The organism is Mesorhizobium vachelliae, assembly GCF_033977325.1.
Lineage (GTDB): Bacteria > Pseudomonadota > Alphaproteobacteria > Rhizobiales > Rhizobiaceae > Mesorhizobium > Mesorhizobium vachelliae.
This window is the reverse complement of sequence record NZ_JAVIIR010000006.1, coordinates 269,972-295,703: the sequence shown is the minus strand read 5'-3', so window position 1 is coordinate 295,703 and position 25,732 is coordinate 269,972. Positions and strand designations below refer to the sequence as shown.

Below are 25,732 nucleotides of genomic sequence, written 5' to 3'. Positions count from 1 at the left end.
ATTACAAGCCGAGATGCTTGTAGACCGTCGTTCGCGAAAGGCCGAGGCGGCGCGCCGTTTCCGAAATATTTCCGGACGCATCGCGATAGGCCCGGCGAATTTCGCGGCACCTGCTCTCGTCGAGCGGATGTCCGCGGCAGGCTGCGCAACTTTCGGTTTCTTCCGGGGATGAGCAATCATCGAAGGACCCTTCGTCGACAAAATCCATGCCGCGGACAAGCGCGCGCTGCAGCGCTGCCTGCAGCTCGCGGATGTTGCCGGGCCATTTGCGCAGCGAAAGCGCGGTGATCGCGGCGTCGGTGATGGCCGCGTCCGGGGCGAGCTTGCGCATCAGGTGCCGCACGATCAGCGCGAAATCCGAACGCGCTTCCAGGGGCGGCAGATGCAGCGTGAAGGCGTTGAGCCGATAGAGCAGATCGGCGCGGAAGCTTCGTTCGGCGACCATTTCGGAAAGATCCCGGTTCGTGGCGGAGACGATCTGCACATCCACCCTGTGTGTGTGCTGTCCGCCGACCGCGCGGACTTCCATGGAATCGAGGAAGCGCAGCAACGCCGTCTGCGCCGGCAAGGGAATGTCGGCGACTTCGTCAAGGAACAGCGTGCCCCTGTCGGCGAGGCGCGCGAGGCCGGGCGATCCTTCGCTCCGGGCGTTGGTATAGGCGCCGCGCTCATGCCCGAAGATCTCGGCGATGAAGAGCTGCTCCGGCACCGCGCCGCAGTTCACGGCGACGAATTCGCCTTTCCTGCCGCTGACGGTGTGGACATGGCGCGCCATCAACTCCTTGCCCGTTCCCGTCTCGCCCGTGATGTGGATCGGCATGCGCAGCGCCGCGGCCCGGCCGATCTCCGCCACGGCCCGTTTCAGGCTGCGATCCTCGCACACGAAATCAGGCGCGCGGTCGCCGCCATTGTGGGCGGGCATGACGCCGGACCGTCGCGGCGGTGATACACGCCCGCCCGGAGCTATCTGGCGACAGACCATGAAGACACCGCTGCCTGCCCGGTCGCGGACAGCGGTGACACCGCCGTTGAGCAGGCCGCTGATCGTGGTCCCGAAACTTGCCTCGAACAGCTGGTCGAAATGGCTGCCCGCGGCCGCCGGGAGACCCGCGAGCAGGGAGGTGCCGGGTCGGTTGAGCGAGATCACCTCGCCGTCGCGTGAGACGGCGACCAGGCCGGCCGAAAGCGTATCCAGATATTCGGCGCGCGGGTGAAAGGCGAGGATGAAGCACTCCGTGCGTTCCTGGAAGATCAGGCCGTTTTCGATCTGGGCGGCAGCCATGCGCACCAGCGCGTGGGTATGCTGCTGGCGGGCCTCGTTGGAGCAGGACGCGTCGAGGAGGCCGAGGATTCGGCCGTTCGAATCGAGGATCGGCGCGGCCATGCAGCTCAAATGGCCGTGGCAGGCGAAATAGTGCTCGCGCCCGTAGACGGCGACGGCCTCCTTTCCGGCGGCCGCCAGTCCAAGCGCGTTCGTTCCGTAGCGAGCTTCGCTCCATATGCTGCCGGGGATGACGGATCGGCCCGCTGTGCTGTCGGCGAAGTGCTGGTCGCTGATCGTGTCCAGAACCACGCCTTCGGCATCGCCGAGCGCGATGATGAAATTCGATCCCGCGATCTGGGAATGCAGCAGCTTCATCTCCGCCAGCGCCAGGCGACGCAGCGCCGCGACCTGCTCGCGCTTGCGGATCACCTCGGCAAAGGCGATCACCTCGCCGTTCGGGACCGAGCGGGGATCGAGACCGAGATCGCGGCAGCGCTGCCAGCTCTCGGCGATGGCGGCCGGCAGTGTCCCGCCCGGCAGCCGGTCTCCGCGTTCCAGGGCCTGACGCGCGCGGTCAATTCCCGACGGGTGCAACATGGTTCCTCCGCTGCGCCGCGCGCCCGCAGGAGGCTCCGCGACATCGACTTGAGCTTGGCTGGAAACTGAACAGCTTGCGCCCGGAACTGTTCAGCCGATGAACGGCCTCGTGCCGGGGTCGGAATCTCAAATCGTTGATTTCATTTATATATATGATCTGGCATGCGGGTTGCTGATCTCCTTGTCGAAGGCCGGCGCAATGCTCGGGCCCGCGGAGGAGACAACAATGAAAGCCCAGGTTCTCACCAGATACGACGACAGCCTGACCGGGAGCGAATGGGTCTCCCAGCAGGAGGTCCCGGACCCGAACATCACCAAATCCACGGATGTGATCGTGCGCATCGGCGGCGCCGGCGTGTGCCGGACGGACCTGCACATCATCGAGGGTGTATGGCGCCCGCACATGGATCCGACCGGGGACGCCCTGCTGCCGTTGATCATGGGGCACGAGAACGCCGGCTGGGTCGAGGCGGTCGGCAAGGAAGTGGAAGGCATCAAGGTCGGCGACCCGGTCATCGTCCATCCGAAGATCTCCGGCGGCACATGCCTGGCGTGCCGCCGCGGCTTCGACATGCATGGTCCCGGGAAGTTTCCGGGGCTCGACTGCAATGGCGGCTACGCCGAATATCTGTGCACCTCCGAGCGCAACATCGTGGCGCTGCCGAAGACGCTGGCGCCGAAGGATGTCGCGCCCTATGCGGATGCGGGCCTGACGGCCTACCGTGCCGCCAAGAAGGCGAGCCGGCACTTGTTGCCCGGCGAAAGCTGCGTGGTGATCGGAGCCGGCGGCCTGGGGCATATCGGCATCCAGTGCCTCAAGGCGATGTGCGCGGCGGACGTGATCGTCGTCGACAAATCGGACGACTCGCTGACGCTCGCCGGACGCATCGGCGCCGACAAGCTGGTCAAGGCGGACGGCAACGAGGTCGAGGCCGTGCTGGCGCTGACGGATGGCCAGGGCGCCGAGGCCGTCATCGACTTCGTCGGCGAGAAGGGCACCACCGCCAAGGGCCTGGCGATGACGCGGCCGATGGGCAGCTACTACGTTGTCGGCTATGGCGAGGACATCAAGATTCCGACCGTCGACATGGTCATCACCGAGAAGAACATCATCGGCAATCTGGTCGGCACCTGGGCTGAGCTCGTCGAGCTGATGGCGCTGGCCGATCGCGGCCTGGTCGACCTGACGACGGTCGAATACAGGCTCACCGACGCCAACAGGGCGTTGCATGATCTCCATCACGGCAAGATCCACGGCCGCGCGGTGCTCATTCCCTGACAAGGGGAATGCCATCTCGAGCCTGGCCGTGCGATCGCCGCGCGGCCAGGCGCGGAATGCCGAACCATGTCGCGGGGCAGCGTGCGGTTGCCTCGTGCCGCTTCCGCGCATCAGGAGGCCGAAGTGTCGTCCGTTGGCATCAATGAAAACTGGAGCTGCGCAAAGAGGGCCAGGGCAAGCTGCGCCCGGACCGGCGTCGCTCCCCGAAGGACACCGGGAGGAGACATGTGCAAGCTCCTGGCCAGGCAGGATCCGCGTCGCTTCACGCAGACCAGCCGGTCCCTGCGCATCTCGGGACAATCGACCAGCATCAGGCTGGAGACGGCGTTCTGGGAAATACTGGATGCCATCGCCGCCGGTGAAGGCATGTCGGTATCGCGCCTCGTCGCCTCGCTCTACGAGGAAGCCGTGGACCTGCATGGCGAGGTCGCGAACTTCGCGTCGCTCCTGCGTACGGTCTGCCTCATCTACCAGGGCGAGCGCGCCGAGATGGCAGTCCGCCGGCATCCGCCGGCGTGACGCCTTTCCGGGTGTGCCAGCCGCGGCGGCGCCGCGGCATGGCGCAGTCACGATGGCTTCCCCGCGCGCGCTTCGCCGCCGATGCGGTTCTCCGCGATCCAGCGGGCCGCGAGCACCAGCGCGCCCATCGAAAAGTCCTTGCCGTGCCTGGCCACCATCTCTTCCGACAGCCTGGCAAGCTGCTGGAAGAATTCGTCCTTGCTCACTTCCTCCGGGGTCAACTGTGTCTGTTGTGTCTGCATCGTTTCCTCCTGATCGTTGCCGCCCGTCACTTGAACATCTGGGCGGGGAAAGTGATGAGGCTGGCGCCTCCGTCCGCCGTGCCCGCCGCCAGATGGCGGCCATCGGCGGACCAGGCAAGCGCGGTAACCGCGCCGCCGGACGGCTTGACCAGAAGCTCGTCGCGCTCGCCGATCCGGGCGACGATGATCTGACCATTGGCGAAGCCGGCGGCCGCGAGCGGCCGGGTCGGATGACCAGCCACTGCCTCGACCACCACCAGGCCGGGACGTCCGGTGACGAGCGCGCCCCCGGTCTCGCCCTCGAGCGGCGGAAGCTTCATCGACCAGGCCGCGATGCGGAAGGCGCCGGAGGCAATCAGCGCGTCGGCGCGCTCGCTCCACGACACGGTGCGCACCATGGCGGGGAAATCGCCGACGGTGCCTGCCTTCCCGTCGGTCAGGCGCGCGACGCCGAATCCGCCGGATGCCAACGGGCAGGCGATCCATTCGCTGTCGGCGCTCCACCGCACCGCTGCCGGGGGCTGGGGGAAGCTGACCGTTCGGATCAGGGCAGGTTCGCCCACGAGCGTCCAGATCGAAATCTCATTGCCGCGGCACACGGCAAGCTGCCGCCCGGAGGGAGAAAAACCGAGCGCCGCGACTTCGCCGCCGCCGTGCCGCGTCAGCGAGCGGACGATGCCGTCCGAAGCGCTCGCAAGGAGGACGTCCGCGCCGTCGCTGGCGGCCGTCAGGCCTTGCCCGCGGGCGTGATCGAGCGCCATGATCGCGCCGTTCAGCCTTATGGCCGTATTGTCGACCTCTCCGGTCGCGGTCACGCGCACGACCCTGCCGTCCGACGCCCCGGCGAGGAAATCCGATTGTCCGGACGCTGCAATCAAGGGCGCGCCGTCGCGAAGGCGCTCCGTGATGATGAGCGGCGCCGCGGGCTTCTCACGCGGCCGGATGGTCGTCTGGCCGAGATCGCCGCTTACCCTGACGCGCGACTCCGGCGGCTCCGGGTCGGCGAGCGAGGCAAGGGCAATCGTTCCGTTCGCGCAGGCGAAGGCTGCCACGGAACTGTCGGTGCTGAAGCGCAGAGCCTCGACGGCCGAGGGCAGCGTCCAGCTTCTGGCGAGCAGATCGAACAATGTCAGATTGCGTATGTTCTGCTGGTTCACGCTTCAATCTCCCTTCATTCCTATCAGGCCGCAGCCAGCAGGCGGTCGACCTCGTCGACCTGCAGTTCGGCGGCGGCGATCCGCTCCTCGCAGTCCGACAGCGCGGTGCGGATTCCGTCGGCGCTCGTTTCCGCGCCATGCAAGTCCCGCACCAGTTGCTCGGAGGTGCCACTCCGGCCGATCTCGAGCTCCATGCGCAGGATGTCCATTTCGATCGCGCCCAGGAACTGGGTCCATTTCAGGGCTTCCGCGTTCAACCTCGACAGGGCCGCCACGAGCGACAGGCGTCTCTCCAGCAATTCCACGCGCGCATGTTCCGTCATCGCAGTCCTCCTTGCTGAGGCCGGGGTTTTGGGAGAGACCTGAGATGTTCGAGACCACCGGCAAGACCTTCTTCCAGGCGCTGCAAGCCGCCGCCGAAAAAAGGCTCGGCCAACAGCACCCATGCAGCCTGACGATCGCCGAGGCTGCGCGGAATCCGGACGCGACGGCGGTTCGCGTGGCGCAAGCTGCTCTGAACGGCCTGCCGAAAGAGGTGCTGGTCGCGCTCATGGCCGATGCGCACAAGGCGTTGCGGGAAGACCCATCGGCGATCCTGGGAACGTGGGGCGGCTCTGCTTCGCGGCATTGACGGCACCCTCAACGATCGTCCGGCGGCGTCTCCGCCGGTGCCGCCCAGCCCGACAGGAGCTGCGGCAGGCCGGGAACCTGGCTGCGGAACTGCCGCTCGGCCATCGCGATGTGGCCCTTGAGCTGATCCCATATGTCGACGCGCAGCAGCGAGGTGCTATCGCCGATCAGGCGCTCGATTTCCTCGATCCGGAACTGGCGGGTGAGCGCGACGCCGGAGAAGACGAAATCGCGCATCAGCAGCGCGTGCCGTTCGATGAAGGCATGGATCATGGGATGCGTTTCCTGCGTCATGCCGGCCGCCGCCATCTCCGCTTCCACGAAGCTCTGGAAATGCCGCTGCAGAAGATTCTGGCTCTCGCCGAGGAAGCGCATGGTGAACACCAGGTCGCGCGGCATCAGGCGGACCAGATCGGATGTGACGTCTTGTTCTTGGCGCCCCGGCAGAGGGCGGTCGTCCTTCCCAGGCATTGTCGTCCCGTTGGCTGCGCTTCGCTTGCATGCGTATTAAAGGATAGGGTCGCATTTGGGAGTTGTCGACAAATGATTATGCTGAATTTAAAAGTAATGTTTTGCGATTTGGAATATCTGTAAAATATTACAGATGTAAATTTCGAATGTAACGATTCTTTACAGTTGTATGGCCGCAAGCTGTCCGTGGCGGCATCTGAGGCCGGTATGCAAGTTGATTTGCCGGCGACCGGTCAGTGATTTGGGCATTGGCTCAAACTGGCACGCCCCTTGCTTCATAGGTTTGCATAAGAAGCCCATCGCGTCCGAAACGCGGTGCCACAAGAACGAAGGAGCGGAGGAGGAGACCGGAAACCGCGCATGCGGCCGCAACGGCGCCTGGCGCCAGGGCATTCCGGAGGTCTCGTCGCACACCTTTGCCGTGATCCACTTGAACGGTTGGCCGGGCGCCCGCCTGCGCCTCGCCCTGCCGTTCGATCTGCAACTGGCGGCGGTGTGTGCCGCGACTGCCCGGGCCATGAGGTCCGGGACCCAAATCTGGTGGAGGCTTATGGCTATGACGTCTTTGACGCTCAACAAGATAACCTCGCAACGCGGCATCTCCGTGGGCGAGGCGACCAAGAAGATTTCCGACCTCGGTTGGAACCCGACCTACGTCCAGGAAGCGATGACCTTCCCGACGGACTACAAGATCACCAAGGCGCCGCGCGACCCGATGAAGCAGGTGCTGCGCTCCTATTTCCCGATGCAGGAAGAGAAAGACAATCGCGTCTACGGCGCTCTCGACGCGGCGCTGCGCGGCGACATGTTCCGCAATGTCGAGCCGCGCTGGGTGGAGTGGATGAAGCTGTTCCTGGCGATCATCCCGTTCCCGGAAATCTCGGCGGCGCGCTCAATGGCTATGGTCGCACGGCTCGCCCCCGGCGAGGACCTGCGCACCGGCTTCACCATGCAGATGGTCGACGAGTTCCGTCACTCGACCATCCAGATGAACCTCAAGAAATGGTACATGGAGAACTACATCGACCCGGCCGGGTTCGACATCACCGAGGAAGCGTTCGGCAAGTGCTACGCCACGACGATCGGCCGCCAGTTCGGTGAGGGCTTCATCACCGGCGACACGATGACGGCCGCCTGCATGTACCTGACGGTCGTCGCCGAGACCGCCTTCACCAACACGCTCTTCGTCGCCATGCCGTCGGAGGCCGCCCGCAACGGCGACTACGCGCTGCCGACCGTGTTCCTGTCGGTGCAGTCGGACGAAAGCCGCCATATCGGCAACGGCCACTCGCTGCTGATGGCCGCGCTGAAGGAGCCGGAAAACCATCTGCTGCTCGAGCGCGACCTGCGCTACGCCTTCTGGCAGAACCACGCGATCGTCGATGCCGCCATCGGCACCTTCATCGAGTACGGCACCACCAACCGCGACAAGAACAAGGAGTCCTACGCGGAGATGTGGCACCGGTGGATCTTCGAGGACTACTACCGCACCTACATGCTGCCGCTCGAGAAATACGGCATCAAGATCCATCACGACGACGTCCAGACCGCCTGGAAGCGCCTCACCGAGAAGTTCTACGTGCACAAGGTGGCGCAGTTCTTCGCTGTCGGCTGGCCGGTGAATTTCTGGCGCATCGAGGCGCAGCGCGACGCCGACTTCGAATGGTTCGAGCAGAAGTATCCGGGCTGGTACGCCCAGTTCGGCGAGTTCTGGAAGTGGTACGACAAGCTCAGCCACAAGGGCGAGAAGGTGCTGCTGTTCAACGAGGCCGTCGGCTACGTCTACCCGCATCGCTGCTGGTCGTGCCTGGTGCCCTGCCTCATCCGTGAGGACATCGTTACCGACGAGATCGACGGCAAGCTCTACACCTTCGCGCATGAGCTCGATCGCTGGACCGTGGTCGAGGCGTTCGCCGACGAATACCAGGGCCGTCCGACGCCCGCGATGGGCCGCTTCAGCGGCAAGCGCGAGTGGGAGACGCTCTATCACGGCTGGGATCTGGCCGACGCCATCAAGGACCTGAACTTCGTCCGGTCCGACGGCAAGACGCTGGTGCCGCAGCCGCACCTGCGCTTCGACGACAAGGAGATGTGGACGCTCGACGATGTGCGCGGCCACACGCTTCAGTCGCCGCTGACGCTGCTGCGCGAGATGAGCCCCGCGGACCGCGAGAAGCATCTCGCCGAATACCGCGCCGGCTTCACCATCAACGCCTGCAACTAGACCGCAATTGCAGGGATGGAGGCTCCTCCGGGGGCCTCCATCCCAAGCGGACACAGCCGCTCCCGTCCCACCGGACGGGCAACGGCGGAGCTTTGGGAGGAGAAACGATGAGCGGCGCTCACACAGTGCGTCTTGAGCCGGTCGGGGTCGAGTTCGAGGTCGAGAACGGCGAGACGGTGCTGAACGCGGCATTCCGCCAGGGAATCGCATTGCCGCACGGCTGCAAGGAAGGCCAGTGCTCGGCCTGCAAATGCGTGCTGCGCGACGGCGAGGTCGACATGCTGAAATATTCGACCTTCGCGCTCAACGACACCGAAAAGGAAACCGGCCACATCCTTCTGTGCCGGTCGATCGCCTATTCCGACATGGAAGTCGAGCTCCTCAACTATGACGAGGAAGTGCTTTCGAAATCGATCGCGGTGAAGACCTTCACGGGCCGCATCGCCAATGTCGAGAAGCTGACGCACGACATCCGCGGCATCCAAATCGAGCTCAACTCCCCGATCAAGTTCTGGGCCGGACAATATGTCGACATCACGGTCACCACGCAAAAAGGGGAGACGATTACGCGCTCGTTCTCCATGGCAAATACGCCGGACGAAGCCCAAAGGCTCTCCTTCATCATCAAGAAATACCCCGAAGGAAAATTCTCAGGAGAACTCGATTCCGGAGGAATCCGGGCCGGAGCCGAGGTCACCGTCGTCGGGCCCTACGGAACCTGCTTCCGACGCGAGGATCGCCAAGGCCCCATCGTCCTCGTAGGCGCGGGGTCGGGCATGTCGCCGGTCTGGTCGATCCTCAACGATCATCTCGCCAGCGGCGAGAAGCGGCCGGTCTATTTCTTCTACGGCGCGCGCACCCCGGACGACCTGTTCTACCTCGACCGCATCGCGCAGCTCGCGGAACGGCATCCCGAGCTCAACTTCATTCCGGTGCTGTCGCACGTCAACGGCGACGCCTCGTGGCAGGGCGAGCGCGGCTTCGTGCATGAGCGCGTCGACGCCAAGCTCAAGGAGCTCGCCATCGACGGACAGGGCGACGTCTATGCCTGCGGTCCGCCGCCCATGATCGATGCGCTGCAGCCCGTCCTGTTCATGAACGGCTTCGAGGTGGAGCGCATCTTCTTCGATCGCTTCACCACCACGTCTTCCGGCGCCGGCACGCCGGGACATTGAGACCGCCGCGGCGGCTTCACCAGCAACTGAAACCAAGGGAGAGAGAAATGCCAGCCATATCGAGTTCAGTAGGGTCGGGAGCCGCGGGCGCCGCGATCTTCGCCGACTCCGATAGCCGCAAGTACCGCTACTTCGACCCGAGAGGTCAAAGGGCGACGCATTACGAGGACGTCACGGTCGACGTCCAGCCCGATCCGGAGCGCTACCTGATCCAGGACTGGATCATTTCCTTCGCCAACGGCAAGGGCGCCTACGTCAAGGACAACACCGCCGTCCACAGCTCGAACTGGCATGCCTTCCGCGCTCCTGACCAGGAGTGGGAACGCACCCACTACCAGCGCCAGTCGAGGATCGAGACGATGGTGCAGAGCGTCATCGCCAACGGCCGCAAGTCGGGCGCGCCGAAGGCCGTCGACAAGGTGTGGGCGAAGATCCTCCAGACACATCTCGGCGCCTGGAAACATGCCGAGTTCGGCCTTGGCACCTCGCTGATGCAGGCGCAGCGCTACGGCTACACCCAGATGATCAACAACGCCACGCTGACCAATTCCTCCTACAAGCTCCGGCTGGCGCAGGACATCACCCTCTACCTCGCCGAGATCGGCATGGACATTCCCGGCTGGAACGACGAGCTCGGCAAGAAGGCCTGGCTCGAGGACGGCGTCTGGCAGGGCACCCGTGAGGCGATCGAGACGATCATGGGCACCGCCGACTATCTGGAGCAGTACTTCGCCATCAACATCGTCTTCGAGCCGCTGGTGGGCGAGCTGTTCCGGTCGGGCTTCCTGATGCAGGTCGCCGCCGCCAACCACGACTTCATCACGCCGGCGGTGATCTCGGCGGCCGAGGCCGATTACGAGCGCAACCTCGCGAACACGATCGACCTCATCTACCTGCTCGCGCATGACGCGAAGCACGCGGCCGCGAACCAGAAGCTCTTCAAGGGCTGGCTGAAGAAACACCGGGCCCTCGCCGACAAGGCCGCGCAGGGCCTGCAGCCGATCTGGTCGGCGCCGCACTCCAAGCCGATCTCCTTCGATGACGTGCGGGCCCAGTCCCAGGAGCGCATCGCCAGGATCCTCGGCGAACTCGGCCTCAACGGCTAACCGCAAACAGGAGACACCAACATGTCAACAGCAGCCCGCGATGCCTCGCACGACAACATCTTCAAGTCGATGAAGGACATCACCTTCGAGCAGACGATCTCGGACCAGTGCGGCGTCACCATGAACGACTCCGTCGAGGCGCGCGCCATCGCCGAGTTCATGAGCAAGAAGCCCGGCGTCACCATCACCTACCAGCCGGCGCTCATCCGCATCGACGGCCACGGCAAGCTGATCTTCAAGATGGATGAGATCAGCGAATATCTCGGCCGCGAGATGACCGCCGAGATCTTCGAGGTGAACACGTCGACCCATTACGGCCGCATGGTCCGCGTCGACGACAACACGGTGATCCTCTTCGGCAACATGGACGAGGTCTTCGAGTTCATCTGAGCGCGTCACGAGACGGGCGCGCCGCGCTTTTGCGGCGCGCCGACCAACCAATCCGACTTGCGGAGCACAAACATGTTCATCACACCGGAAGGCAAGGAAATCTTCGTGGTCGACGGCCATACCCATTTCTGGGACGGCAGCCCCGAGAACCAGCGCAACATCCACGGCAAGCAGTTCATCGACTGCTTCTACGGCTATCACACGTTCCTCAGCCCAAAAGAGGAATATTGGCCAAAGGAGAAGTTCGAGAAATACAGTGCCGACGATCTTTACAGCGACCTTTTCATCAACGGTCCGGATGACGTGGCGATCATCCAGTCGACCTATCTGAAGGATTTCTACAAGAACGGCTTCAACACGATCGAGCGCAACGCGGAAGTCGCGAAACGCTATCCTGAGCGCTTCATCGTCAATGGTTCCTTCGATCCCCGCGATGGCGAGAAGGCGATCGAATACATCCACTACATGAAGGAGACTTACGACATTCAGGGCGTGAAGATGTACACGGCCGAATGGAACGGAGCCTCCAAGGGCTGGCGGCTGAACGATCCGGACGCCTACCGGTGTTTCGAGCTCTGCGAGAAGCTCGGCATCAAGAACATCCATGTCCATAAGGGGCCGACGATCATTCCTCTGGCCAAGGATTCCTTCGACGTCCATGACGTCGACCATGCCGCCACGGACTTCCAGGGCCTCAACTGGATCATCGAGCATTGCGGCCTGCCAAGGCTCGACGACTTCTGCTGGGTCGCCGTGCAGGAAACCAACGTCTATGGCGGACTGGCGGTCGCTTTGCCGTTCATTCACAACCGGCCGCGCTATTTCGGTGAGGTGATCGCCGAACTGCTCTACTGGCTTGGCCCGGACAAGCTCCTGTTCGGATCGGACTACGGAATCTGGACGCCGCGCTGGCTGGTCGAGAAGCTCTGGGCTTATCAGATCCCCGAGGACATCGCGGCCGAGCGGGGCGTTCAACTGACCGACGAGATCAAGGAGAAGATCCTCGGCCTCAACGCGGCACGGCTCTACAACATCGACGTGGCGGCCAAGAAGGCGGCGCTCGCGAAATCGCCGCTGCGGATCGCGGCGGAGTGACGGCGATGACCGTGCAGCCCGACCTGCGGGGCAACCGCCAGGGGGAACTCTGGCGGAGCCTGGAAGGCGTCAACGATCCCGAGCTCGACGAGCCCGTGACCGAGATGGGTTTTGTCGAACGGGCCGAGGTTCTGACCGACGGGTCCGTGGCGGTCGATTTCCGCCTGCCGACCTATTGGTGCTCGCCGAACTTCGCCTTCCTGATGCTGGACGGGATGCGCCAGGCGCTCGATACGTTGTCGTGGTCGCCTGCCCACCGGATCCGGCTGCACGACCACATGTTCGCCGAGGAGGTCAATCGCGGCGTCGAGGCCGGCAAGACATTCGGCCAGATCTTCGGCGAGCTGGCCGGCGACGAAGACATCGCCGGCCTGCACGAGACCTTTGCCCGAAAGGCCTATTCGAGACGCCAGGAGGCCGTGCTTCTTGGACTGCGCAAGCATGGCCTGACCGATCGCGAGATCCTCGGCATGGACCTGCTCGCCTACGACACCGCAAGGCTCGCGGGCGAGGAGGCCGTCAAGCAGAAGCCGCGGTACCGCGAAGCCTTGCTGCTGCGCTGGCCCGAGCGGCGTCCGACGGAGCCCGTCTTCGTCACCTGGCAGGGATCGCCGATCCCGCCGGAGGCGCTCGGCGCTTATCTCGCCGAACTTAGGAGCGTGCGCATCAACATGGAGTTCAACGGCGCGCTGTGCCGTGGACTGAAGACCACACGGTACAAGGAACTGGAGGTGGTGGATGGCGAACCGACGCTGGTCGACTTCATCCTCGACCGCGTGCCGCCCCGGGACTGCGCGAGCCGCCCGGCACATAGCTGAAAAACAGCCTCCGCACGGAGGCAGATACAAGCGCCGTCCCGCGGCGAAGGAGGAGCCATGCCCAAATTACTGATCCACAATTCACATGCCCGCCGCGCGCTCGCCCGGGGCGTCCACCAGCTTGCCGCCGCCGTCGAGCCGACGCTCGGACCGCGCGGCATGAACGCCATGATCGATCGCCCGATCGGCACGCCGATCGTCACCCGCGACGGCGTATCGATCGCCGCTTCGATCGAGCTGCATGACCGGTTCGAGAACATGGGCGCGCAGGTCGTGCGCGAAGTCTCCATGCAGACGAACGAAGTCGCCGGCGACGGCACCACGACCGCGATCGTGCTTGCCAACGCTCTCGTCCAGAACGGCATTGAAGCCAACGAGCGCGGCGCCAAATCCGTCGATCTGGTCAGGGGCATCGACCTTGCGGTGGCAAGGGTCGTGGAGGCGCTGAAGGCGTCGGCGAAACCGGCGCGGGCCAACGGCAACCTGGCGGCCGTCGCCAACATCGCCGCGACCGATCCGAAGCTCGGTAGCCTGGTCGCGGAAGCTTACGAGCGCGTCGGCGCCGACGGTGTCATCACCACCGACTTCAGCGTGACCAGGGATACGACGCTGGACGTGGTCGAGGGCATGTCCTTCGACCGGGGCTACCTCTCGCATCACATGGTCACCGACCAGGACAAGATGGAGGTGGTGCTGGAGCGGCCGCTGATCCTGATGACCGATCTCAAGATCAAGGAGCCGAAGGCGCTCGACGCGGCCAGGGCCATCGCCGAAAAGCAAGGCAGGCCGCTGCTGATCGTCGCCGAGGAGATGTCGCCGGACGTGGTGGTCACGCTGCTCGGCAAGAACGGACCCGGGAAGTACCTCGTGGTGCATCCGCCGGAATACGGCCATTGGCGCAAGGCCATGATGGAGGACCTTGCGATCCTGACCGGCGGCCGCGTGATCGCGCGCGACCTTGGCGGGCGGCTCGAGGACATCCAGGAAGAGGAGCTCGGCTCGGCCGAGCGCGTCCGCACCAGCGCCACCCACACCTCCGTCATCCGTGGTGGTGGCCAGCCGCAGGCAATCGCCGCGCGTCGCGCCCAGGTGCAGCGCCAGTATGAGGTCGCGCCGCCGAATGTCGAGCAGGACAAGCTGCGCGAGAGGCTGGCCAAACTGTCTGGCGGCACGGCGGTCCTCTATGCCGGCGGCGTGACACCCGTCGAGCAGAAGCGCACCATCCAGCTGATCGAGGATTCGCTCTCGGCGGTCCGCGCCGCGTGGGAGGAGGGTGTTGTCGCCGGCGGCGGCGTGGCGCTGGCGCAGATTGCCCCGGTGCTCGACGAGGTGCTGGCCAAGGTCGACGGCGACGTCGCCGAAGGCGTGCGGCTGGTCAGGTCGGTGCTGTCGCGTCCATTATGGCGCATCGTCACCAATGCGGGCGCCGATGCCGACGCGGTGGTCGCCAAGATCTCGAGCGTCAATGGCGGCTACGGCTACAACGCCGACAAGGGCGAATTCCAGAACATGTACGACGCCGGAATCATCGACCCGGTACGCGTCACCTGCGCGGCTCTCAGCAATGCCGCGTCGGTCGCCAAGCTCATCCTCACCACCGAGACGCTGGTCGGCGACTTGGCCGAGGACGAGGATCCCACCGAAGGGCCGGCGCTCGGCGGCGGCGCGGAGAAGCTCGGGCGTCAGTGATCCAACCGGTTGCGCCCAAGCATTAGACAGCAACGACCTTGGCCCCATGGCTCATGCCATGGGGCCTTCGATCTTTCCACGCATGAACTCAGATGAAGCCGCGCCGGATGCCGAACTGATCGAGCTTGCGATAGAGCGTGGGGCGTGACACCCCGAGACGCAGCGCCGCGCGGCTCAGATTGCCGCCCTCCGCCGCCAGCGCGTCCTTGATGACCTGACGTTCGGCATCCTCGATGCTGCGCACCGGCGCTCCGCCGATGGCGCAAGGCAACGCGCCGGGCGCGCCGGCGGTTGCCGGCGTAGCCAATTGAATTTCGGATCCCGCCTTTGCCGTTCCGGCTCCCAGCATTTCCTCCGGCAGATCGCCGAGGCCGACGACGGCGCCGCGCGACAGCACGTGCAGCCTCTCGACCAGGTTCTTCAACTCGCGCACATTTCCCGGCCACTGATAAGCCAGGAACGCATCCATGACCGCCGTGGAGAATTCAAGCGGAGCCGACCCCGTCCGGGCCGAGATCTTGTGGTTGAAGTGCTCGGCAAGCAGCAGCACGTCGCTGCCGCGGTCCCGCAAGGGCGGCACGCGGATGGAAACGGTCGAGATGCGATAATAGAGGTCCCGGCGGAACCGTCCGGCGTCCACCTCGCGCTTGAGATCGCGGTTGGTCGAGGCGATCAGGCGCACGTCGACAGGCCGAGCCCGGCTGTCGCCGATGCGATGGACCACGCGCTCTTCCAGCACCCGAAGCAGGAACGGCTGGATCTCGAGCGGCATTTCGCCGATCTCGTCGAGGCTGAGCACGCCGCCATTGGCGAGCTCGAAGACGCCTGGCTTTCCCTCGCGGCTCGCGCCGGTGAAGGCGCCCGACACATGGCCGAACAGCTCGGAGCCGAACAGCTCCTTGGTGATCGCGCCGCAGTTCACGGCGATGAACGGGCTGTTCTGCGAGGCGCGGCTGCCGATATGGATGAGCCTTGCGAACAACTCCTTGCCGACGCCCGTCTCGCCTTCGAGCAGGACGGAGGTGACCTCCTTCGAGTCCGCGACCCTGCAGGCGATGTCGACGGCGGCAAGCAGGGGCTCGCTCTCGCCGATGATCAGCGCCGACGCCGCTTCGAGTTGCTTGATCTGCGTTCTGCGGCTGTCCGAGACGATCGTCGCCGATCCCTGCGCCGGGAAGACGAGGGCGGCGCCGCGCAGGCCGTCGTCGAACTCGAGCGCGCTGATGTTGCAGGACCGCAGCGACGCCGGCAGGGCGTCGCCCAGGTCGATGCCGGAGCCGAGCTCTGGCAGCTTGACCAGGAACCTGGCGTTCGGGTTCTGCGCGGCTGGCTCCGCCAGCAACTCGCGTGCCGCTTCTTCGGGAAGGTTGTTGCAGTAGATCGGCCGGCCGCGGCGGTCGACGATCATCAATCCGTCGCGCCGGCGATAGTTGGGGGCAGAGGTGATGAAGGCCTCCAGCAGGCGCGCGCGGTCCTCCATCTGCTGTTCGGCCAGCGCCTTCTCGATCTCGCGCGCGGCCGCCGCGACCAGAACCGTGTTGTGCGGCCGGAAGATGTCGGGATGGCCCGAAAGATCGACCACGCCGATGATGTTTCCATCGATCGGATCGCGAATGGGCGCACCGGCGCATGTCCATGACTTGATCCCGGCGCAGAAATGCTCCGCCGCATGCACGAAGACCGGCTCGCCCGCCCAAAGTGCTGTGCCGATCCCGTTGGTGCCGACGACATCCTCGGTCCACTTTCCGCCGACGGCGAGATGGATGTCCATGCCGTCATGGATCGTGCGCTTGTCGCCGATGGCATCGATGAGCACGCCGTCGCCGTCGGTGAGCACCAGCATGGCGCCGGTCCCGTCGAGCAGGCGGCCGATGGTGAAGAAGGACCGCCGCGCGGCAGCGAGTAACTCGCCGTTGGAGCGCGAAAGCAGCTCGATGTGGTCCTTGCCGTTCTCCAGCGGCGCTTCGCTCTGCTGGGCATTGATGCCGCTTGTGGCGCAGCGGCTCCAGGAATCGTGGATCAGGGAGCGGACAGGAAAGCGGTTGCCCGCTCGTTCGCCGTCGCCGGCGAGCAACGTCTCCCAGGCTCGCATGGTCGCCCGCTCGTCATAGCTGGGCGCGACAAACGCGTTGGGACGCAACGGATGACGGGCGGGATGCGCCATGAGCAGGCTTTCGTCCTGGCCGGTGCTACGCTTCATTTAACCATCGCACGCTCTCGCCCACCTCACGTCATGCCAAGCCTGTTGCCGATATCCGCGGCGAGCTGTTCTTCGCCATAGTCTGGTCCGAGCCGGCCGCCGTCGAGGTCGGCCAACGCGGCCGCGATGTCCTCGTCGACCGGCGAGAAATACTGGTTGGCCTTGGTCGCAAGCACAAAGACGTCGTTGCCGTCCCGGCCCCTGAGATCGCCGATATGATGCAGCTGCCGGCCCGAATTCTCGTCCACCACGATTACCCGGCCGTTGAGGCTGATGCGGATCCTGGGGCTCGCGTCGGTGGTGGGCCTTGCGCTGCCGACGGAATGGATGATGAGGCCTTTTGCCTGCGGCTTGTGCTTTGGCGCCTTGCCTGCCGAATAGCTTCCGCCACTGATATGATCGGCGAGCCGCGTGATGGTAGCGCGGTTCTGCTCGATCAGGCGCTTCATCGCGACGTCCTCGCGTCGCGAGCCGTCGCGCTTCGATATGATTTCGACCATTGCTCCTCCCAGAGTCACTTGGTCAAAAAGCCGTCTGCAACGCCCCCTTTTTCAACCGTATCGCAGAACCACCTTTCGTGCCAGTAGACTAACATACGACATCCGGCAGCGGTGCGGGTGGTAGCCCGATGCCGCATCGCGACCGGCGAAACCACCCTCCGCATTTTGGGCCAACTCGTCTCCTCCCGCTCGGCCTATTGCAATGAAAGGCCTAGCTCCGCGCGTCGCCGCAGCCATAGGCTTGCCCTGTAGCGAGGGTCGCGGGTGCGGTCATAAATCGTGTCCAGGATGCGCAGAACGCGTTTGGGGCCGATCTTGTCGCCCCATTCCAGCGGCCCCAGCGGGTAGCCCAGGCCAAGCCTGACCGCCGCGTCGAGATCCGGCGCCGAAGCGATTTTCTGCTCGACGATCTCGCTGCCGATATTGACGATCATGGCGATCACGCGCTGGCAGACGGCCCCGCAGCTATCCTCCACCATGGTCGCCTTGCGGCCGGCGCGGTGGACCAGGCTCAAAGCCGCTTCCCTGGTCCGGTCGGACGTCGCGGCGGAGGCCACGAGCGTCACGTGGCGGTCGATACCGAAAAACGGATCGAAGCCCACGCAAAGCGAAGCCGGCAGGCCGAGCCGTACCGCCGCACCAGCCACGTCCTCGCCCTCCAGGCCGATGAGAATGAGGTGGTCGCCGTCGATTGTCAGGTCGGCGGCGCATGAGTCGACGAGCTCCTGCATGCCCGAGGCTTCGTTGTCGGCGATCACGGTGACGCGACCCGGCAAGGCCGCCTCGGCGCCGACCGCTTCTACCGGTTTCGCGGCAGGGGTCGCACGGACATCGCCATGGTCATAGAAACCACGTTTGGTCTTGCGGCCGAGAAGACCTGCCTCCACGCGCCGGGCGGCAATGACCGACGGGCGGTAGCGCGGATCCTGGTAGAATTGGTTGTAGATGCTTTCCATGACCGGATGCGAGACATCGAGCCCGGTCAGGTCCATCAGCTCGAACGGACCCATCCTGAACCCGGCGGCGTCCCGCAGGATCGCATCGATGTCGTCTATCGACGCGACACCTTCGCGCAGCATCGCCAGGGCTTCCGTGCCGAAGGCGCGGCCAGCGTGATTGACGATGAAGCCGGGCGTGTCGGCGGCGATGACGGGGCGATGGCCAAAGCGGGTCGCGAGATCGACCAGCGCGTGCTCGACCTCGGGCGCCGTGCGGGCGCCGGAGATGACCTCCACCAGCTTCATCACCGGGACGGGATTGAAGAAATGGTAGCCTGCAACGCGCTGCGGCCGGCTGGCCGCGGAGGCGATCGCCGTCACTGACAAGGACGAAGTGTTGGTCGCTATGATTGCGTCCGGCCCGACGATCTTTTCCAGCGTCCCGATGAGCTGACGCTTGGGCTCGAGACGTTCGATGATGGCTTCCACCACCAGGTCGGTGCCGGCCAGGCGGTCCAGGGTCTCGACGGGCTCGATACGGGCAAGCAGTTTTTCGACCGTTTCCGCGCTGACCTTGCCCGCGGTTGCCCTGGCGCGCTGGCGCGACGCGATCTGATCGAGGGCGGCTGCGGCTTTTCCCGGCGCTTCGTCGACGATCATCACGTCGACGCCCGCAGCGGCCAGAACCTCCGCAATGCCGGAGCCCATCACCCCGGCGCCCACGACACCGGCTTTCTCGATCCGACCTCTCGACACCCCTCCCGAGTCTGCCAAGTCAGCGCCCCGTAAACGACGCTTTGCGCTTTTCCAGGAAGGCGGCGATGCCTTCCCGTTTGTCGGCCGTGTCGAAAAGCAGTTGAAATGCCTTGCGCTCCAGGCGCAGCGCCGTTTCCAGAGGCGCGTCCTCGCCATTGGCGACGGCTTCCTTGATCTGCTCGACGGCCAATGGCGGGAGACGACCGATCTTCTGGGCGATCTGCAGCGCCTGCTGCAGGGCCTCGCCCTCATCCGTGAGAAGGCTGACGAGACCGGCGCGCTCGGCATCTTCCGCTGGGAACATATCGCCGGTCAGAACGAGCATCAGCGTCTTGTACTTGCCGATTGCTCTCAGCAGCCGCTGGGTGCCGCCGGCGCCCGGCATGAGGCCAAGCTTGACCTCCGGCTGCCCGAAAGTGGCTGTACGTGCCGCCACGATGATGTCGGCATGCATTGCAAGCTCGCAGCCACCGCCCAGCGCGAAGCCCTCGACCGCGGCGATGATCGGTTTCGGACATTTGGCGATCACATCCCAGTAGCGATGGGTGCGTTGAAGAAGCATGTCGGCGGAGCCGAGCTTTTCAAACGCTCTGACGTCGGCGCCGGCGGCAAAGTTGGCGCCGCGCCCGGCGATGACGATGGACCGGATCTCCGCGTCTTCCGAGAAGCCTGCCACGGCAGCGGCCAGCTTCTCCCGTACTTCGAGATTGATTGCGTTGCGGACTTCGGGGCGGTTGATCTCGACCAACCCCACATTGTCGAACGGGCGGCTCTCCACCACAACAAGAGACTGATCGCTCGCGGGACGCATTCGTACCTAGCACATGGAATTTAATTTCATATCCGTGGCTATAGTCAGCGTCAGCGCAGCCTGCAAGGCTAACGTGGAGGTCCTGACGACTATTCTCCGCACCGCCTCGGAAACGATGTCCCGTGGCCGTTTCGAGAGCGCCTGACCGGCTCGCGGTTGCGGTGTCGATGCATGAGTTCGGCAGGCATCCGGCGCGTGTCCAAGCGCGCCATGGCCGAGCCTATGCGGCTCGTCGCGGCGTAAGCTTCAAGGTCAGCACCGCCGCGGCGTCGACGGCCCGGTCGGTGTAGAGCAGTGGCACGTAGTCGCCAACGGCCCAGAGCGGCGCCATGTCGCCGTAATGGTCCGACCGCGGATCGCCGGACTGGCCCGGCGTGTTGATGCAGACACTGTTGTCCCAGTCGCCGACATCGACGACTATCCGGAACGAGGCGCCGATGGTCAGCCGGAAGTCAGTGGGGCGGTAGGAGCCGTTCATCGGGGTGCTGCCACTGCCGCCAAAGGGGAAGGGGCCGACATCCCAGCGGCCCTTGGCATTGGCGATCGCTCCTGCCGGATGCTCGAAAAGCGCCTCGTGCACGCGGCCCCATGCCCACTCACCCGTGTCGGGGCCGAGCATCCGCCGGCACGTGTCATAGGCTTTCGCCAGGCTGCCCAGCGCCAGCGCGGCGAACTCTCCCGGAGCCCTTGCCGCCAAGGCTTCAAGCCGATCGAGGATGCCGGCGGTGTCGCCGGGTGCGAACAATGGCCTCAGTTCCGGCTTGCCGACGGCATCGGCGATGATGGCCACGTGCAAGTGGTTCGCCCACCAGACTTCGTAGAGCGCGGCGCCCGGGCTGTCGGCGGCCAGCCGGAAATCCCAGCTGCCGAGCAGCCCCAGGGCCGCCGTCTCCGCTTCGTTGCGTCCGGACAGCCCCGACAGCAGGCCGACAACCCGCTTCGCCGGCACTGAGAACACATCGGTCTGAAGACGACGGGACGCGTCCACGCTGTGGCGCTCGTCTGCGGCCAGAACGCCGTCGATGCGCTGGGCGCGCGAGGGCTCCAGCCACTCATAGCCGATCGGCTGGTCCATCGGCCAATCGGCCGGCAGGTTGAACTCGTTGGCGGTGGCGAAATAGCCCTTCGCCGGGTTGTGACTGAACGGCAGTGCATGACCCGGCAGGAAGCCCTGCCATTCATGCCGCCCGTCGCCGGGCACGGGCAGCAGTCCGTCCCAGGTAGGGCGTATGGGGCTGAACCCGCCGACGGCCCAGCCGATATCGCCCTTGGCGTCGGCATAGACCTGGTTGACGGCTGGCACGCCCCAGCCGCCCATATGGCCGCGGAACGCCTCGAAGCTGGTCGCCCGCATGGCGGCGATGCTCTTGAAGTAGGGGGCCGTGCCGGGATCGGTCCAGACAGTGCGGATCGCCACCGCCAGACGCCGCTCCGGATATTCGGCGATCACCGGCCCGTGGCGGGTGAAACGCAGGGCGAGCGCGGCCTCTCCGCAACCCTTGACCGAGGCGGTCTCGCCGATGTCGAGAAAAGCCTCCCAGCCATCCCCGTACCGGTAGAGGCCGGGATCCTCCGGATGCGTCTCGTAGACATAGACATCTTCCTGGTCATGGCCGAGGAAGAGCGTGAGGCCAAAGGCCGAATGACCGTTGTGGCCGATCGAGATGCCCGGCAGCGCCGGCTCGCCGGCCCCGATGCCGTTGAATTCGGGCGAGGCGATGTGGACGATGTAGCGCAGCGACGGCACCGCATGGGTGCGGTGCGGGTCGTTGGCCAGGATGGGCCGGCCGCTGGCGGTTCTGGCACCCGACACCACCCAGTTGTTGGAGCCTTGCAGGCTGGTGTCGCGCACGACGTCGCCGAGCGGCGTCATCTTGCGCCAGGCGCGGGCATCGCCGATGCCTGCCGCCAGCCTTTCGCCGCCGAAGGTGACGGGCGCGATGGCGAGCTTGAACGTATCGAGGCAGTCGAGCGGCAGCGGGGCAGGGCGGTCGCGGCCGGCAAGCGGGTCGTGCGGCGGCTCCAGCTTCTGCCGGAGCGCGTCGAGCTCGGCGTCGAGTTCCGCAAGGATGTTGGAGCGGATCACCTCCGAGACGGCGTTGCGCATCAGCGAATGGCTGCGGATGCGCACGACGTCTTCCGGCTGCCATTTCGCCGGGCGGGTGCCAAGCGCGGCGAATTCCGGCGGCAGCCTTTGCGGCTGGCGTTCGCAAAGCTCCACATAGGCGTTGATGCCGGCGGCGAAATGGCGGCAGATCGCCTCGGCGTCCGGGGCGTAGGCGTCCCATTCCGCCTGCATGTCGCCGCGATAGAGGAAAAGCCGGGCGGCGCGGTCCTGCTCGAGGTAACCCGGGCCGAAATCCGCCGCCAGCAGGCCGAGGCCGCGCTTGCGCCACAGATCGATCTGCCAGAGCCGGTCGCGCGCCGCGTTGAAGCCCTGGACGAAGAACATGTCGAGGAAGGTTTCGGCGCGGATATGGGCGATGCCCCAGCGGTCGACGACGATGCTGGCCGCTGAGCTCAGGCCCTCGACGGCGATTTCCTCTTGGCTCATGACCATTGCTGCTCCCGGGTCAGGCTGGGCTCCTCGTTGGCGTCGCCGGCTTTTGCCCCGTCGGCGCCAGTCTTTCAAGGATCTGGATCAGGCCGCCCGGCGCGAGCCTCAGCACCAGGATCATGGCGACCGCGATCACGATGTAGCGCGCGTCCTCGAAGCCACCAATCCCTGCCATGGCTTCGCTGGCAAAAGTAAGCGCCAACGCGGCGATCACCGGGCCGAGCACGCTGTTGATGCCGCCGATCAGCACCATCGACAGCACCAGCGACATCGTCCCGAAGCCGAAGACCTCGGGCGACGCGACGCGCAGATAGATGGTGTAGAAGCCGCCGGCGATGCCGGTGAAGATGGCGCTCAGCACCAGCACCGAAACTCGCGTGCGCGCCACCGAGATGCCGCGCGCGGTCGCATAGTCCTCGGCGTCGCGCACGGCCTTGAGCGACTTGCCGAAGGGTGAGCCGGCGACAAGGATCAGGAAGGCCGTGGACAGGCCGAGCAGGATCAGCGCCAGGTAGTAATAGCCGAGCTTGTAGTCGCGGATGAAGCTGTAGTCGCCGATGGTGAGGAACGGCAGGCGCACCAGGCCCTTGGCGCCGCCCGTGAGGTCGGCCTGGCTGAGCACCAGCTGCATCATCAGCTGGTTCACCGCGAAGGTGACGAGCACGACATAGATGCCCTTGAGCCGGGCGACCGGCGCCGCCATGATCACGGCCGAGATCGCCGCCGTGATCGCGCAGGCAGGGATTGCGAGCCAGGGACTGACGCCGGCGGTCTTGGTCAGGATGGCCGCCGTGTAGACGCCGATGCCGAAGAAGGTCATGTGGCCGAAATTGAAGATGCCGCAATGACCGAGGCTGAGGTTCCAGTTCGACGCGATGATCGCGTAGATGAAGGCGATGATGAAGAGGTGCCTGACATAGCCGTCCGTGAAGACCTGCGGCACGAAGGCCAGGACCACGAAGAGCGCGAGCAGCAGGAGGTTGTTTCTGGTCATCATCTCTTTCCGAATATTCCGTTCGGCCTGAGCAGGAGGACGAGGATCATCAAAAGGAAGAGCGCGAAGGGTGTCCAGTAGAGCCCGACCCAGAGCACCAGGAAGGCCTCGATGAAGCCGATCAGATAGGCTGCGCCTGCCGTCGAGCCGAGGCTGCCGAGGCCGCCGAAGATAACGACGATCATCGCCTTGGTCAGCGGCTCCGTGCCCATGGCGGGCGTGATGAAGCGGATCGAGCCGAGAAGCGCGCCGGTGAGGCCAGCGAGCGCCGCCGAGATGGCGAAGGCGAGCGCGAAGGCCGTCGGCACGTCGACGCCGATCAGCGCCGCCGAATCCTGGTTCTGGCCGACGGCGCGCAGGCTGCGTCCGATCTTGCTCGAGACCGTGAAGCGCCACAGCGCGATGAGGATGACGGGAGCCGCCACCAGCAGCAAGGCTTCATGCGCCGAGATCGCATTGCCGAACAGCCTGATCTCGCCATTGACGAGGGGCGGAAGCTGCTTCAGGCGCGGCCCCCAGATCATCTGCGCGCCGCGTTCGAGGATGATGGTGACGGCGAGCGTCGTCATGGCTGTGACGAGCAGCATGTTGCGGCTGGCATAAAACGGCCGAATGACGAGCCGCTCGATGCCGATGCCGATCAGGCCGGCGCCGAGCGTGCCGGCGACGACGCCCGCGACGGGGCCGGCCCCGACCGCTTCGCTGACCGTCCAGGCGATGAAGGCGCCGACCATCATCAGCGCACCATGCGCGAAGTTGAAGACGCCGAGCGTCGTCCAGACCAGGCTGAGCCCGCTCGCCATCAGGGCATAGAGCGAGCCGAGCACGAGGCCGGAGACCAGCGTGGCGAGGAGCGTATCCATCAATGCGTTCCTCCTTCGCCGAAATAGAGCCGCATGACCTCTTCATGGTCGGGCGCGTTTGCGCGGTCGATCTCGCGCACGACGACGCCGTGCTCCACCAGATAGAGCCGGTCGGTGAGGGAGAGGAGGAACTCGATGTCCTGCTCGACCACGATGAGCGGCACGCCGCTTTTGGAAATCTCGCCGATTGCCGCGCCGAGCTCTTCCTTGAGGCGGGGGGAGAGGCCGAGCGTCGGCTCGTCCAGCATCAGAAGACGCGGCGCGCACATCAGCGCGCAGCCGATCGACAGCATCTGCCGCTCGCCGCCGGACAAGGTCTTGGCGAGCTGCGTCTTGCGCTCGGCCAGGCGCGGGAAGAGGGCGTAGACCTCGTCGAGGCGCTTCTGGGCGCCGTTGCTTGCCCGTTTGCTGAAGGCGGCCAGCTCGAGCGTCTCGGCGATGCGCATGCTGCCGAACAACGTGTTGCCCTGCGGCGCGTGGATGAGGCCGGCCTCGACGATGGCCGGCGGCTTGCGGCCGGTAATGTCGGTGCCGTCGAAGGTGATCGAACCTGCCGTGGGCCGGACCAGACTGGAAATGGTCTTGAGCAAGGTCGTCTTGCCATGGCCGTTGGGGCCGAAGAGCCCGATCGATTCCTCCGCTCCGATGTGCAGCGAAAGACCGTGCAGCACGCGCATGTCGCCATAGCCGGCCTGCACGTCCCTGACGTCGAGGAGGGCTGTCATTGCTTGCGCCCTCCGAGATAGGCGGTGATCACCGCTTCGTTGCGAACGACCTCGGCCGGATTGCCTTCGGCCAGGACCGAACCCTGGTTGAGGACGATGAGCCGTTGGGAGATCGAAAGCAGCAGGCTGAGAACATGTTCGATCAGGAGCACCGTCACGCCGGAGGCGTTGACAGCGACGAGCAGCCTGTCCAGGTTCTCGATCTCGGGCTTGGTGAGGCCGGAGGCTGGCTCGTCGAGCATCAGCACCGCCGGGCGCGACATCAGCCCCGAGGCGATCATCAGCTGCTTCTTTTCATAGACCGACAGGTTGCGCGAGGGGATGCCGCGCCGCGTGTCGGCAAACGCCACGAGACCGAGCACCTCGTTGGAACGCGTCCTGGCCGCGGCGCGGCCGAGCTGGCCGTTATAGGTGCCGCAGACCAGCAATGTTTCGTCGGCCGTCAGATCCGGAAATTCCGCATCCTTCTGGAATGTGCGGGCAAGCCCGGCGCGGGCGATGCGGTGAGCGGGCCAGCGGTCTATCCGCTGGCCCTGGAAGCGTATCTCGCCGGAGGTGGGGCCGAAGGGAACGCCGGTGATGAGATTGAAGAGCGTGCTCTTGCCTGAGCCGTTCGGGCCGGCAATGCCCAGGATCTCGCCGCGCGTGACGCCGAAGCTCACGCCGTTGACGGCCTTCAACCCGGCGAAATGCTTGCTGGCGTCGACGACCTCGAGGATCGTGTCGTTCATC

Annotated in this window: 24 protein-coding genes; 10 read left to right on the top strand and 14 right to left on the bottom strand. The window is 65.3% G+C overall.

Annotated elements, in window-relative coordinates; translation table 11 throughout:
* Position 1: 1 nt before the first annotated feature.
* A complete protein-coding gene (locus RFM41_RS15600) occupies positions 2-1,861 on the bottom strand; it encodes a sigma-54-dependent Fis family transcriptional regulator (RefSeq protein ID WP_320250020.1) in 1,860 nt (619 codons plus the stop codon).
* Positions 1,862-2,087: 226 nt separating this feature from the next.
* Between RFM41_RS15600 and RFM41_RS15595 the strand changes: the two genes are divergently transcribed.
* A complete protein-coding gene (locus RFM41_RS15595; protein ID WP_320250017.1) occupies positions 2,088-3,140 on the top strand; it encodes an NAD(P)-dependent alcohol dehydrogenase in 1,053 nt (350 codons plus the stop codon).
* Positions 3,141-3,365: 225 nt separating this feature from the next.
* Positions 3,366-3,659 carry a ribbon-helix-helix domain-containing protein gene (locus RFM41_RS15590; RefSeq protein ID WP_320250015.1) on the top strand — a complete coding sequence of 98 codons (294 nt, stop codon included), beginning with the start codon at positions 3,366-3,368 and terminating at the stop codon, positions 3,657-3,659.
* A 47-nt stretch (positions 3,660-3,706) separates the two neighbouring features.
* Here RFM41_RS15590 and RFM41_RS15585 read toward each other — a convergent pair whose 3' ends face one another.
* Genes RFM41_RS15585 through RFM41_RS15575 form a run of 3 tightly spaced genes read right to left on the bottom strand, consistent with a single transcriptional unit; the run spans position 3,707 to position 5,381 of the window.
* Entirely contained in the window at positions 3,707-3,901 is a 195-nt protein-coding gene (locus RFM41_RS15585) for a hypothetical protein (RefSeq protein WP_320250013.1), read from the bottom strand.
* Between the two features lie 26 nt (positions 3,902-3,927).
* Positions 3,928-5,058 (bottom strand): WD40 repeat domain-containing protein, encoded by a 1,131-nt coding sequence (locus RFM41_RS15580; protein ID WP_320250011.1) that lies wholly within the window; start codon positions 5,056-5,058, stop codon positions 3,928-3,930.
* Between the two features lie 23 nt (positions 5,059-5,081).
* Positions 5,082-5,381 (bottom strand): hypothetical protein, encoded by a 300-nt coding sequence (locus tag RFM41_RS15575; RefSeq protein ID WP_320250010.1) that lies wholly within the window; start codon positions 5,379-5,381, stop codon positions 5,082-5,084.
* Positions 5,382-5,425: 44 nt separating this feature from the next.
* On the opposite strand from RFM41_RS15575, the gene RFM41_RS15570 reads away from it, so the two are divergent.
* Positions 5,426-5,689 (top strand): hypothetical protein, encoded by a 264-nt coding sequence (locus RFM41_RS15570; protein WP_320250008.1) that lies wholly within the window; start codon positions 5,426-5,428, stop codon positions 5,687-5,689.
* An 8-nt stretch (positions 5,690-5,697) separates the two neighbouring features.
* Here the strand turns inward: RFM41_RS15570 and RFM41_RS15565 are convergent, their stop codons facing one another.
* Positions 5,698-6,159 carry a hypothetical protein gene (locus RFM41_RS15565; RefSeq protein ID WP_320250007.1) on the bottom strand — a complete coding sequence of 154 codons (462 nt, stop codon included), beginning with the start codon at positions 6,157-6,159 and terminating at the stop codon, positions 5,698-5,700.
* 550 nt (positions 6,160-6,709) lie between these two features.
* Here RFM41_RS15565 and RFM41_RS15560 point away from each other — a divergent pair.
* The 7 genes from RFM41_RS15560 to RFM41_RS15530 all read left to right on the top strand — a co-directional run bounded on the left by RFM41_RS15560 (position 6,710) and on the right by RFM41_RS15530 (position 14,656).
* The gene (locus RFM41_RS15560) at positions 6,710-8,383 is read left to right on the top strand and encodes an aromatic/alkene/methane monooxygenase hydroxylase/oxygenase subunit alpha (RefSeq protein ID WP_430691540.1); all 1,674 of its coding nucleotides are present in this window, start codon (positions 6,710-6,712) and stop codon (positions 8,381-8,383) included.
* A gap of 107 nt (positions 8,384-8,490) precedes the next feature.
* On the top strand, positions 8,491-9,558 hold the full coding sequence (locus tag RFM41_RS15555; RefSeq protein ID WP_320250004.1) for an NADH:ubiquinone reductase (Na(+)-transporting) subunit F: 1,068 nt from the start codon (positions 8,491-8,493) through the stop codon (positions 9,556-9,558).
* A 47-nt stretch (positions 9,559-9,605) separates the two neighbouring features.
* Entirely contained in the window at positions 9,606-10,664 is a 1,059-nt protein-coding gene (locus RFM41_RS15550) for an aromatic/alkene monooxygenase hydroxylase subunit beta (protein ID WP_320250002.1), read from the top strand.
* 21 nt (positions 10,665-10,685) lie between these two features.
* A complete protein-coding gene (locus tag RFM41_RS15545; protein WP_071101918.1) occupies positions 10,686-11,054 on the top strand; it encodes an MmoB/DmpM family protein in 369 nt (122 codons plus the stop codon).
* Positions 11,055-11,126: 72 nt separating this feature from the next.
* Positions 11,127-12,149, top strand: a complete 1,023-nt coding sequence (locus tag RFM41_RS15540) for an amidohydrolase family protein (protein ID WP_320249999.1) — start codon at positions 11,127-11,129, stop codon at positions 12,147-12,149.
* A 5-nt stretch (positions 12,150-12,154) separates the two neighbouring features.
* A complete protein-coding gene (locus RFM41_RS15535) occupies positions 12,155-12,967 on the top strand; it encodes an iron-sulfur cluster assembly protein (RefSeq protein WP_320249997.1) in 813 nt (270 codons plus the stop codon).
* A gap of 57 nt (positions 12,968-13,024) precedes the next feature.
* Entirely contained in the window at positions 13,025-14,656 is a 1,632-nt protein-coding gene (locus tag RFM41_RS15530) for a molecular chaperone GroEL (RefSeq protein ID WP_320249995.1), read from the top strand.
* 88 nt (positions 14,657-14,744) lie between these two features.
* Here the strand turns inward: RFM41_RS15530 and RFM41_RS15525 are convergent, their stop codons facing one another.
* From RFM41_RS15525 to RFM41_RS15485, 9 genes are all read right to left on the bottom strand, one after another.
* Positions 14,745-16,856, bottom strand: a complete 2,112-nt coding sequence (locus RFM41_RS15525; protein WP_320249994.1) for a sigma-54-dependent Fis family transcriptional regulator — start codon at positions 16,854-16,856, stop codon at positions 14,745-14,747.
* Positions 16,857-16,882: 26 nt separating this feature from the next.
* On the bottom strand, positions 16,883-17,356 hold the full coding sequence (locus RFM41_RS15520; RefSeq protein WP_320249993.1) for a hypothetical protein: 474 nt from the start codon (positions 17,354-17,356) through the stop codon (positions 16,883-16,885).
* A gap of 194 nt (positions 17,357-17,550) precedes the next feature.
* Complete coding sequence (locus tag RFM41_RS15515) at positions 17,551-19,050, bottom strand: 3-hydroxyacyl-CoA dehydrogenase (protein WP_320319276.1); 1,500 nt, start codon at positions 19,048-19,050, stop codon at positions 17,551-17,553.
* A 19-nt stretch (positions 19,051-19,069) separates the two neighbouring features.
* Positions 19,070-19,861: an enoyl-CoA hydratase-related protein gene (locus RFM41_RS15510; protein ID WP_320249989.1), complete on the bottom strand. Its 792-nt coding sequence runs from the start codon at positions 19,859-19,861 to the stop codon at positions 19,070-19,072.
* 220 nt (positions 19,862-20,081) lie between these two features.
* Positions 20,082-22,415, bottom strand: coding sequence for a penicillin acylase family protein (locus tag RFM41_RS15505; RefSeq protein WP_320249987.1), 2,334 nt, complete (start codon positions 22,413-22,415; stop codon positions 20,082-20,084).
* A gap of 19 nt (positions 22,416-22,434) precedes the next feature.
* The gene (locus RFM41_RS15500; RefSeq protein ID WP_320249986.1) at positions 22,435-23,412 is read right to left on the bottom strand and encodes a branched-chain amino acid ABC transporter permease; all 978 of its coding nucleotides are present in this window, start codon (positions 23,410-23,412) and stop codon (positions 22,435-22,437) included.
* Positions 23,412-24,275, bottom strand: coding sequence for a branched-chain amino acid ABC transporter permease (locus RFM41_RS15495; RefSeq protein WP_320249984.1), 864 nt, complete (start codon positions 24,273-24,275; stop codon positions 23,412-23,414). Before RFM41_RS15495 ends, RFM41_RS15500 begins: the two co-directional genes overlap by 1 nt.
* Positions 24,275-25,000 carry an ABC transporter ATP-binding protein gene (locus RFM41_RS15490; RefSeq protein WP_320249982.1) on the bottom strand — a complete coding sequence of 242 codons (726 nt, stop codon included), beginning with the start codon at positions 24,998-25,000 and terminating at the stop codon, positions 24,275-24,277. The genes RFM41_RS15495 and RFM41_RS15490 overlap by 1 nt, the downstream gene beginning before the upstream one ends.
* Positions 24,997-25,731, bottom strand: a complete 735-nt coding sequence (locus tag RFM41_RS15485; protein ID WP_320249980.1) for an ABC transporter ATP-binding protein — start codon at positions 25,729-25,731, stop codon at positions 24,997-24,999. The genes RFM41_RS15490 and RFM41_RS15485 overlap by 4 nt, the downstream gene beginning before the upstream one ends.
* Position 25,732: the final 1 nt, after the last annotated feature.

Bases quoted from the DNA above. Each gene is read 5' to 3' on its own strand.
- RFM41_RS15600 (WP_320250020.1), bottom strand. From the start codon at position 1,861: ATGTTGCACCCGTCGGGAATTGACCGCGCGCGTCAGGCCCTGGAACGC.
- RFM41_RS15595 (WP_320250017.1), top strand. From the start codon at position 2,088: ATGAAAGCCCAGGTTCTCACCAGATACGACGACAGCCTGACCGGGAGC.
- RFM41_RS15590 (WP_320250015.1), top strand. From the start codon at position 3,366: ATGTGCAAGCTCCTGGCCAGGCAGGATCCGCGTCGCTTCACGCAGACC.
- RFM41_RS15585 (WP_320250013.1), bottom strand. From the start codon at position 3,901: ATGCAGACACAACAGACACAGTTGACCCCGGAGGAAGTGAGCAAGGAC.
- RFM41_RS15575 (WP_320250010.1), bottom strand. From the start codon at position 5,381: ATGACGGAACATGCGCGCGTGGAATTGCTGGAGAGACGCCTGTCGCTC.
- RFM41_RS15570 (WP_320250008.1), top strand. From the start codon at position 5,426: ATGTTCGAGACCACCGGCAAGACCTTCTTCCAGGCGCTGCAAGCCGCC.
- RFM41_RS15565 (WP_320250007.1), bottom strand. From the start codon at position 6,159: ATGCCTGGGAAGGACGACCGCCCTCTGCCGGGGCGCCAAGAACAAGAC.
- RFM41_RS15560 (WP_430691540.1), top strand. From the start codon at position 6,710: ATGGCTATGACGTCTTTGACGCTCAACAAGATAACCTCGCAACGCGGC.
- RFM41_RS15555 (WP_320250004.1), top strand. From the start codon at position 8,491: ATGAGCGGCGCTCACACAGTGCGTCTTGAGCCGGTCGGGGTCGAGTTC.
- RFM41_RS15550 (WP_320250002.1), top strand. From the start codon at position 9,606: ATGCCAGCCATATCGAGTTCAGTAGGGTCGGGAGCCGCGGGCGCCGCG.
- RFM41_RS15545 (WP_071101918.1), top strand. From the start codon at position 10,686: ATGTCAACAGCAGCCCGCGATGCCTCGCACGACAACATCTTCAAGTCG.
- RFM41_RS15540 (WP_320249999.1), top strand. From the start codon at position 11,127: ATGTTCATCACACCGGAAGGCAAGGAAATCTTCGTGGTCGACGGCCAT.
- RFM41_RS15535 (WP_320249997.1), top strand. From the start codon at position 12,155: ATGACCGTGCAGCCCGACCTGCGGGGCAACCGCCAGGGGGAACTCTGG.
- RFM41_RS15530 (WP_320249995.1), top strand. From the start codon at position 13,025: ATGCCCAAATTACTGATCCACAATTCACATGCCCGCCGCGCGCTCGCC.
- RFM41_RS15525 (WP_320249994.1), bottom strand. From the start codon at position 16,856: ATGAAGCGTAGCACCGGCCAGGACGAAAGCCTGCTCATGGCGCATCCC.
- RFM41_RS15520 (WP_320249993.1), bottom strand. From the start codon at position 17,356: ATGGTCGAAATCATATCGAAGCGCGACGGCTCGCGACGCGAGGACGTC.
- RFM41_RS15510 (WP_320249989.1), bottom strand. From the start codon at position 19,861: ATGCGTCCCGCGAGCGATCAGTCTCTTGTTGTGGTGGAGAGCCGCCCG.
- RFM41_RS15505 (WP_320249987.1), bottom strand. From the start codon at position 22,415: ATGAGCCAAGAGGAAATCGCCGTCGAGGGCCTGAGCTCAGCGGCCAGC.
- RFM41_RS15500 (WP_320249986.1), bottom strand. From the start codon at position 23,412: ATGACCAGAAACAACCTCCTGCTGCTCGCGCTCTTCGTGGTCCTGGCC.
- RFM41_RS15495 (WP_320249984.1), bottom strand. From the start codon at position 24,275: ATGGATACGCTCCTCGCCACGCTGGTCTCCGGCCTCGTGCTCGGCTCG.
- RFM41_RS15490 (WP_320249982.1), bottom strand. From the start codon at position 25,000: ATGACAGCCCTCCTCGACGTCAGGGACGTGCAGGCCGGCTATGGCGAC.
- RFM41_RS15485 (WP_320249980.1), bottom strand. From the start codon at position 25,731: ATGAACGACACGATCCTCGAGGTCGTCGACGCCAGCAAGCATTTCGCC.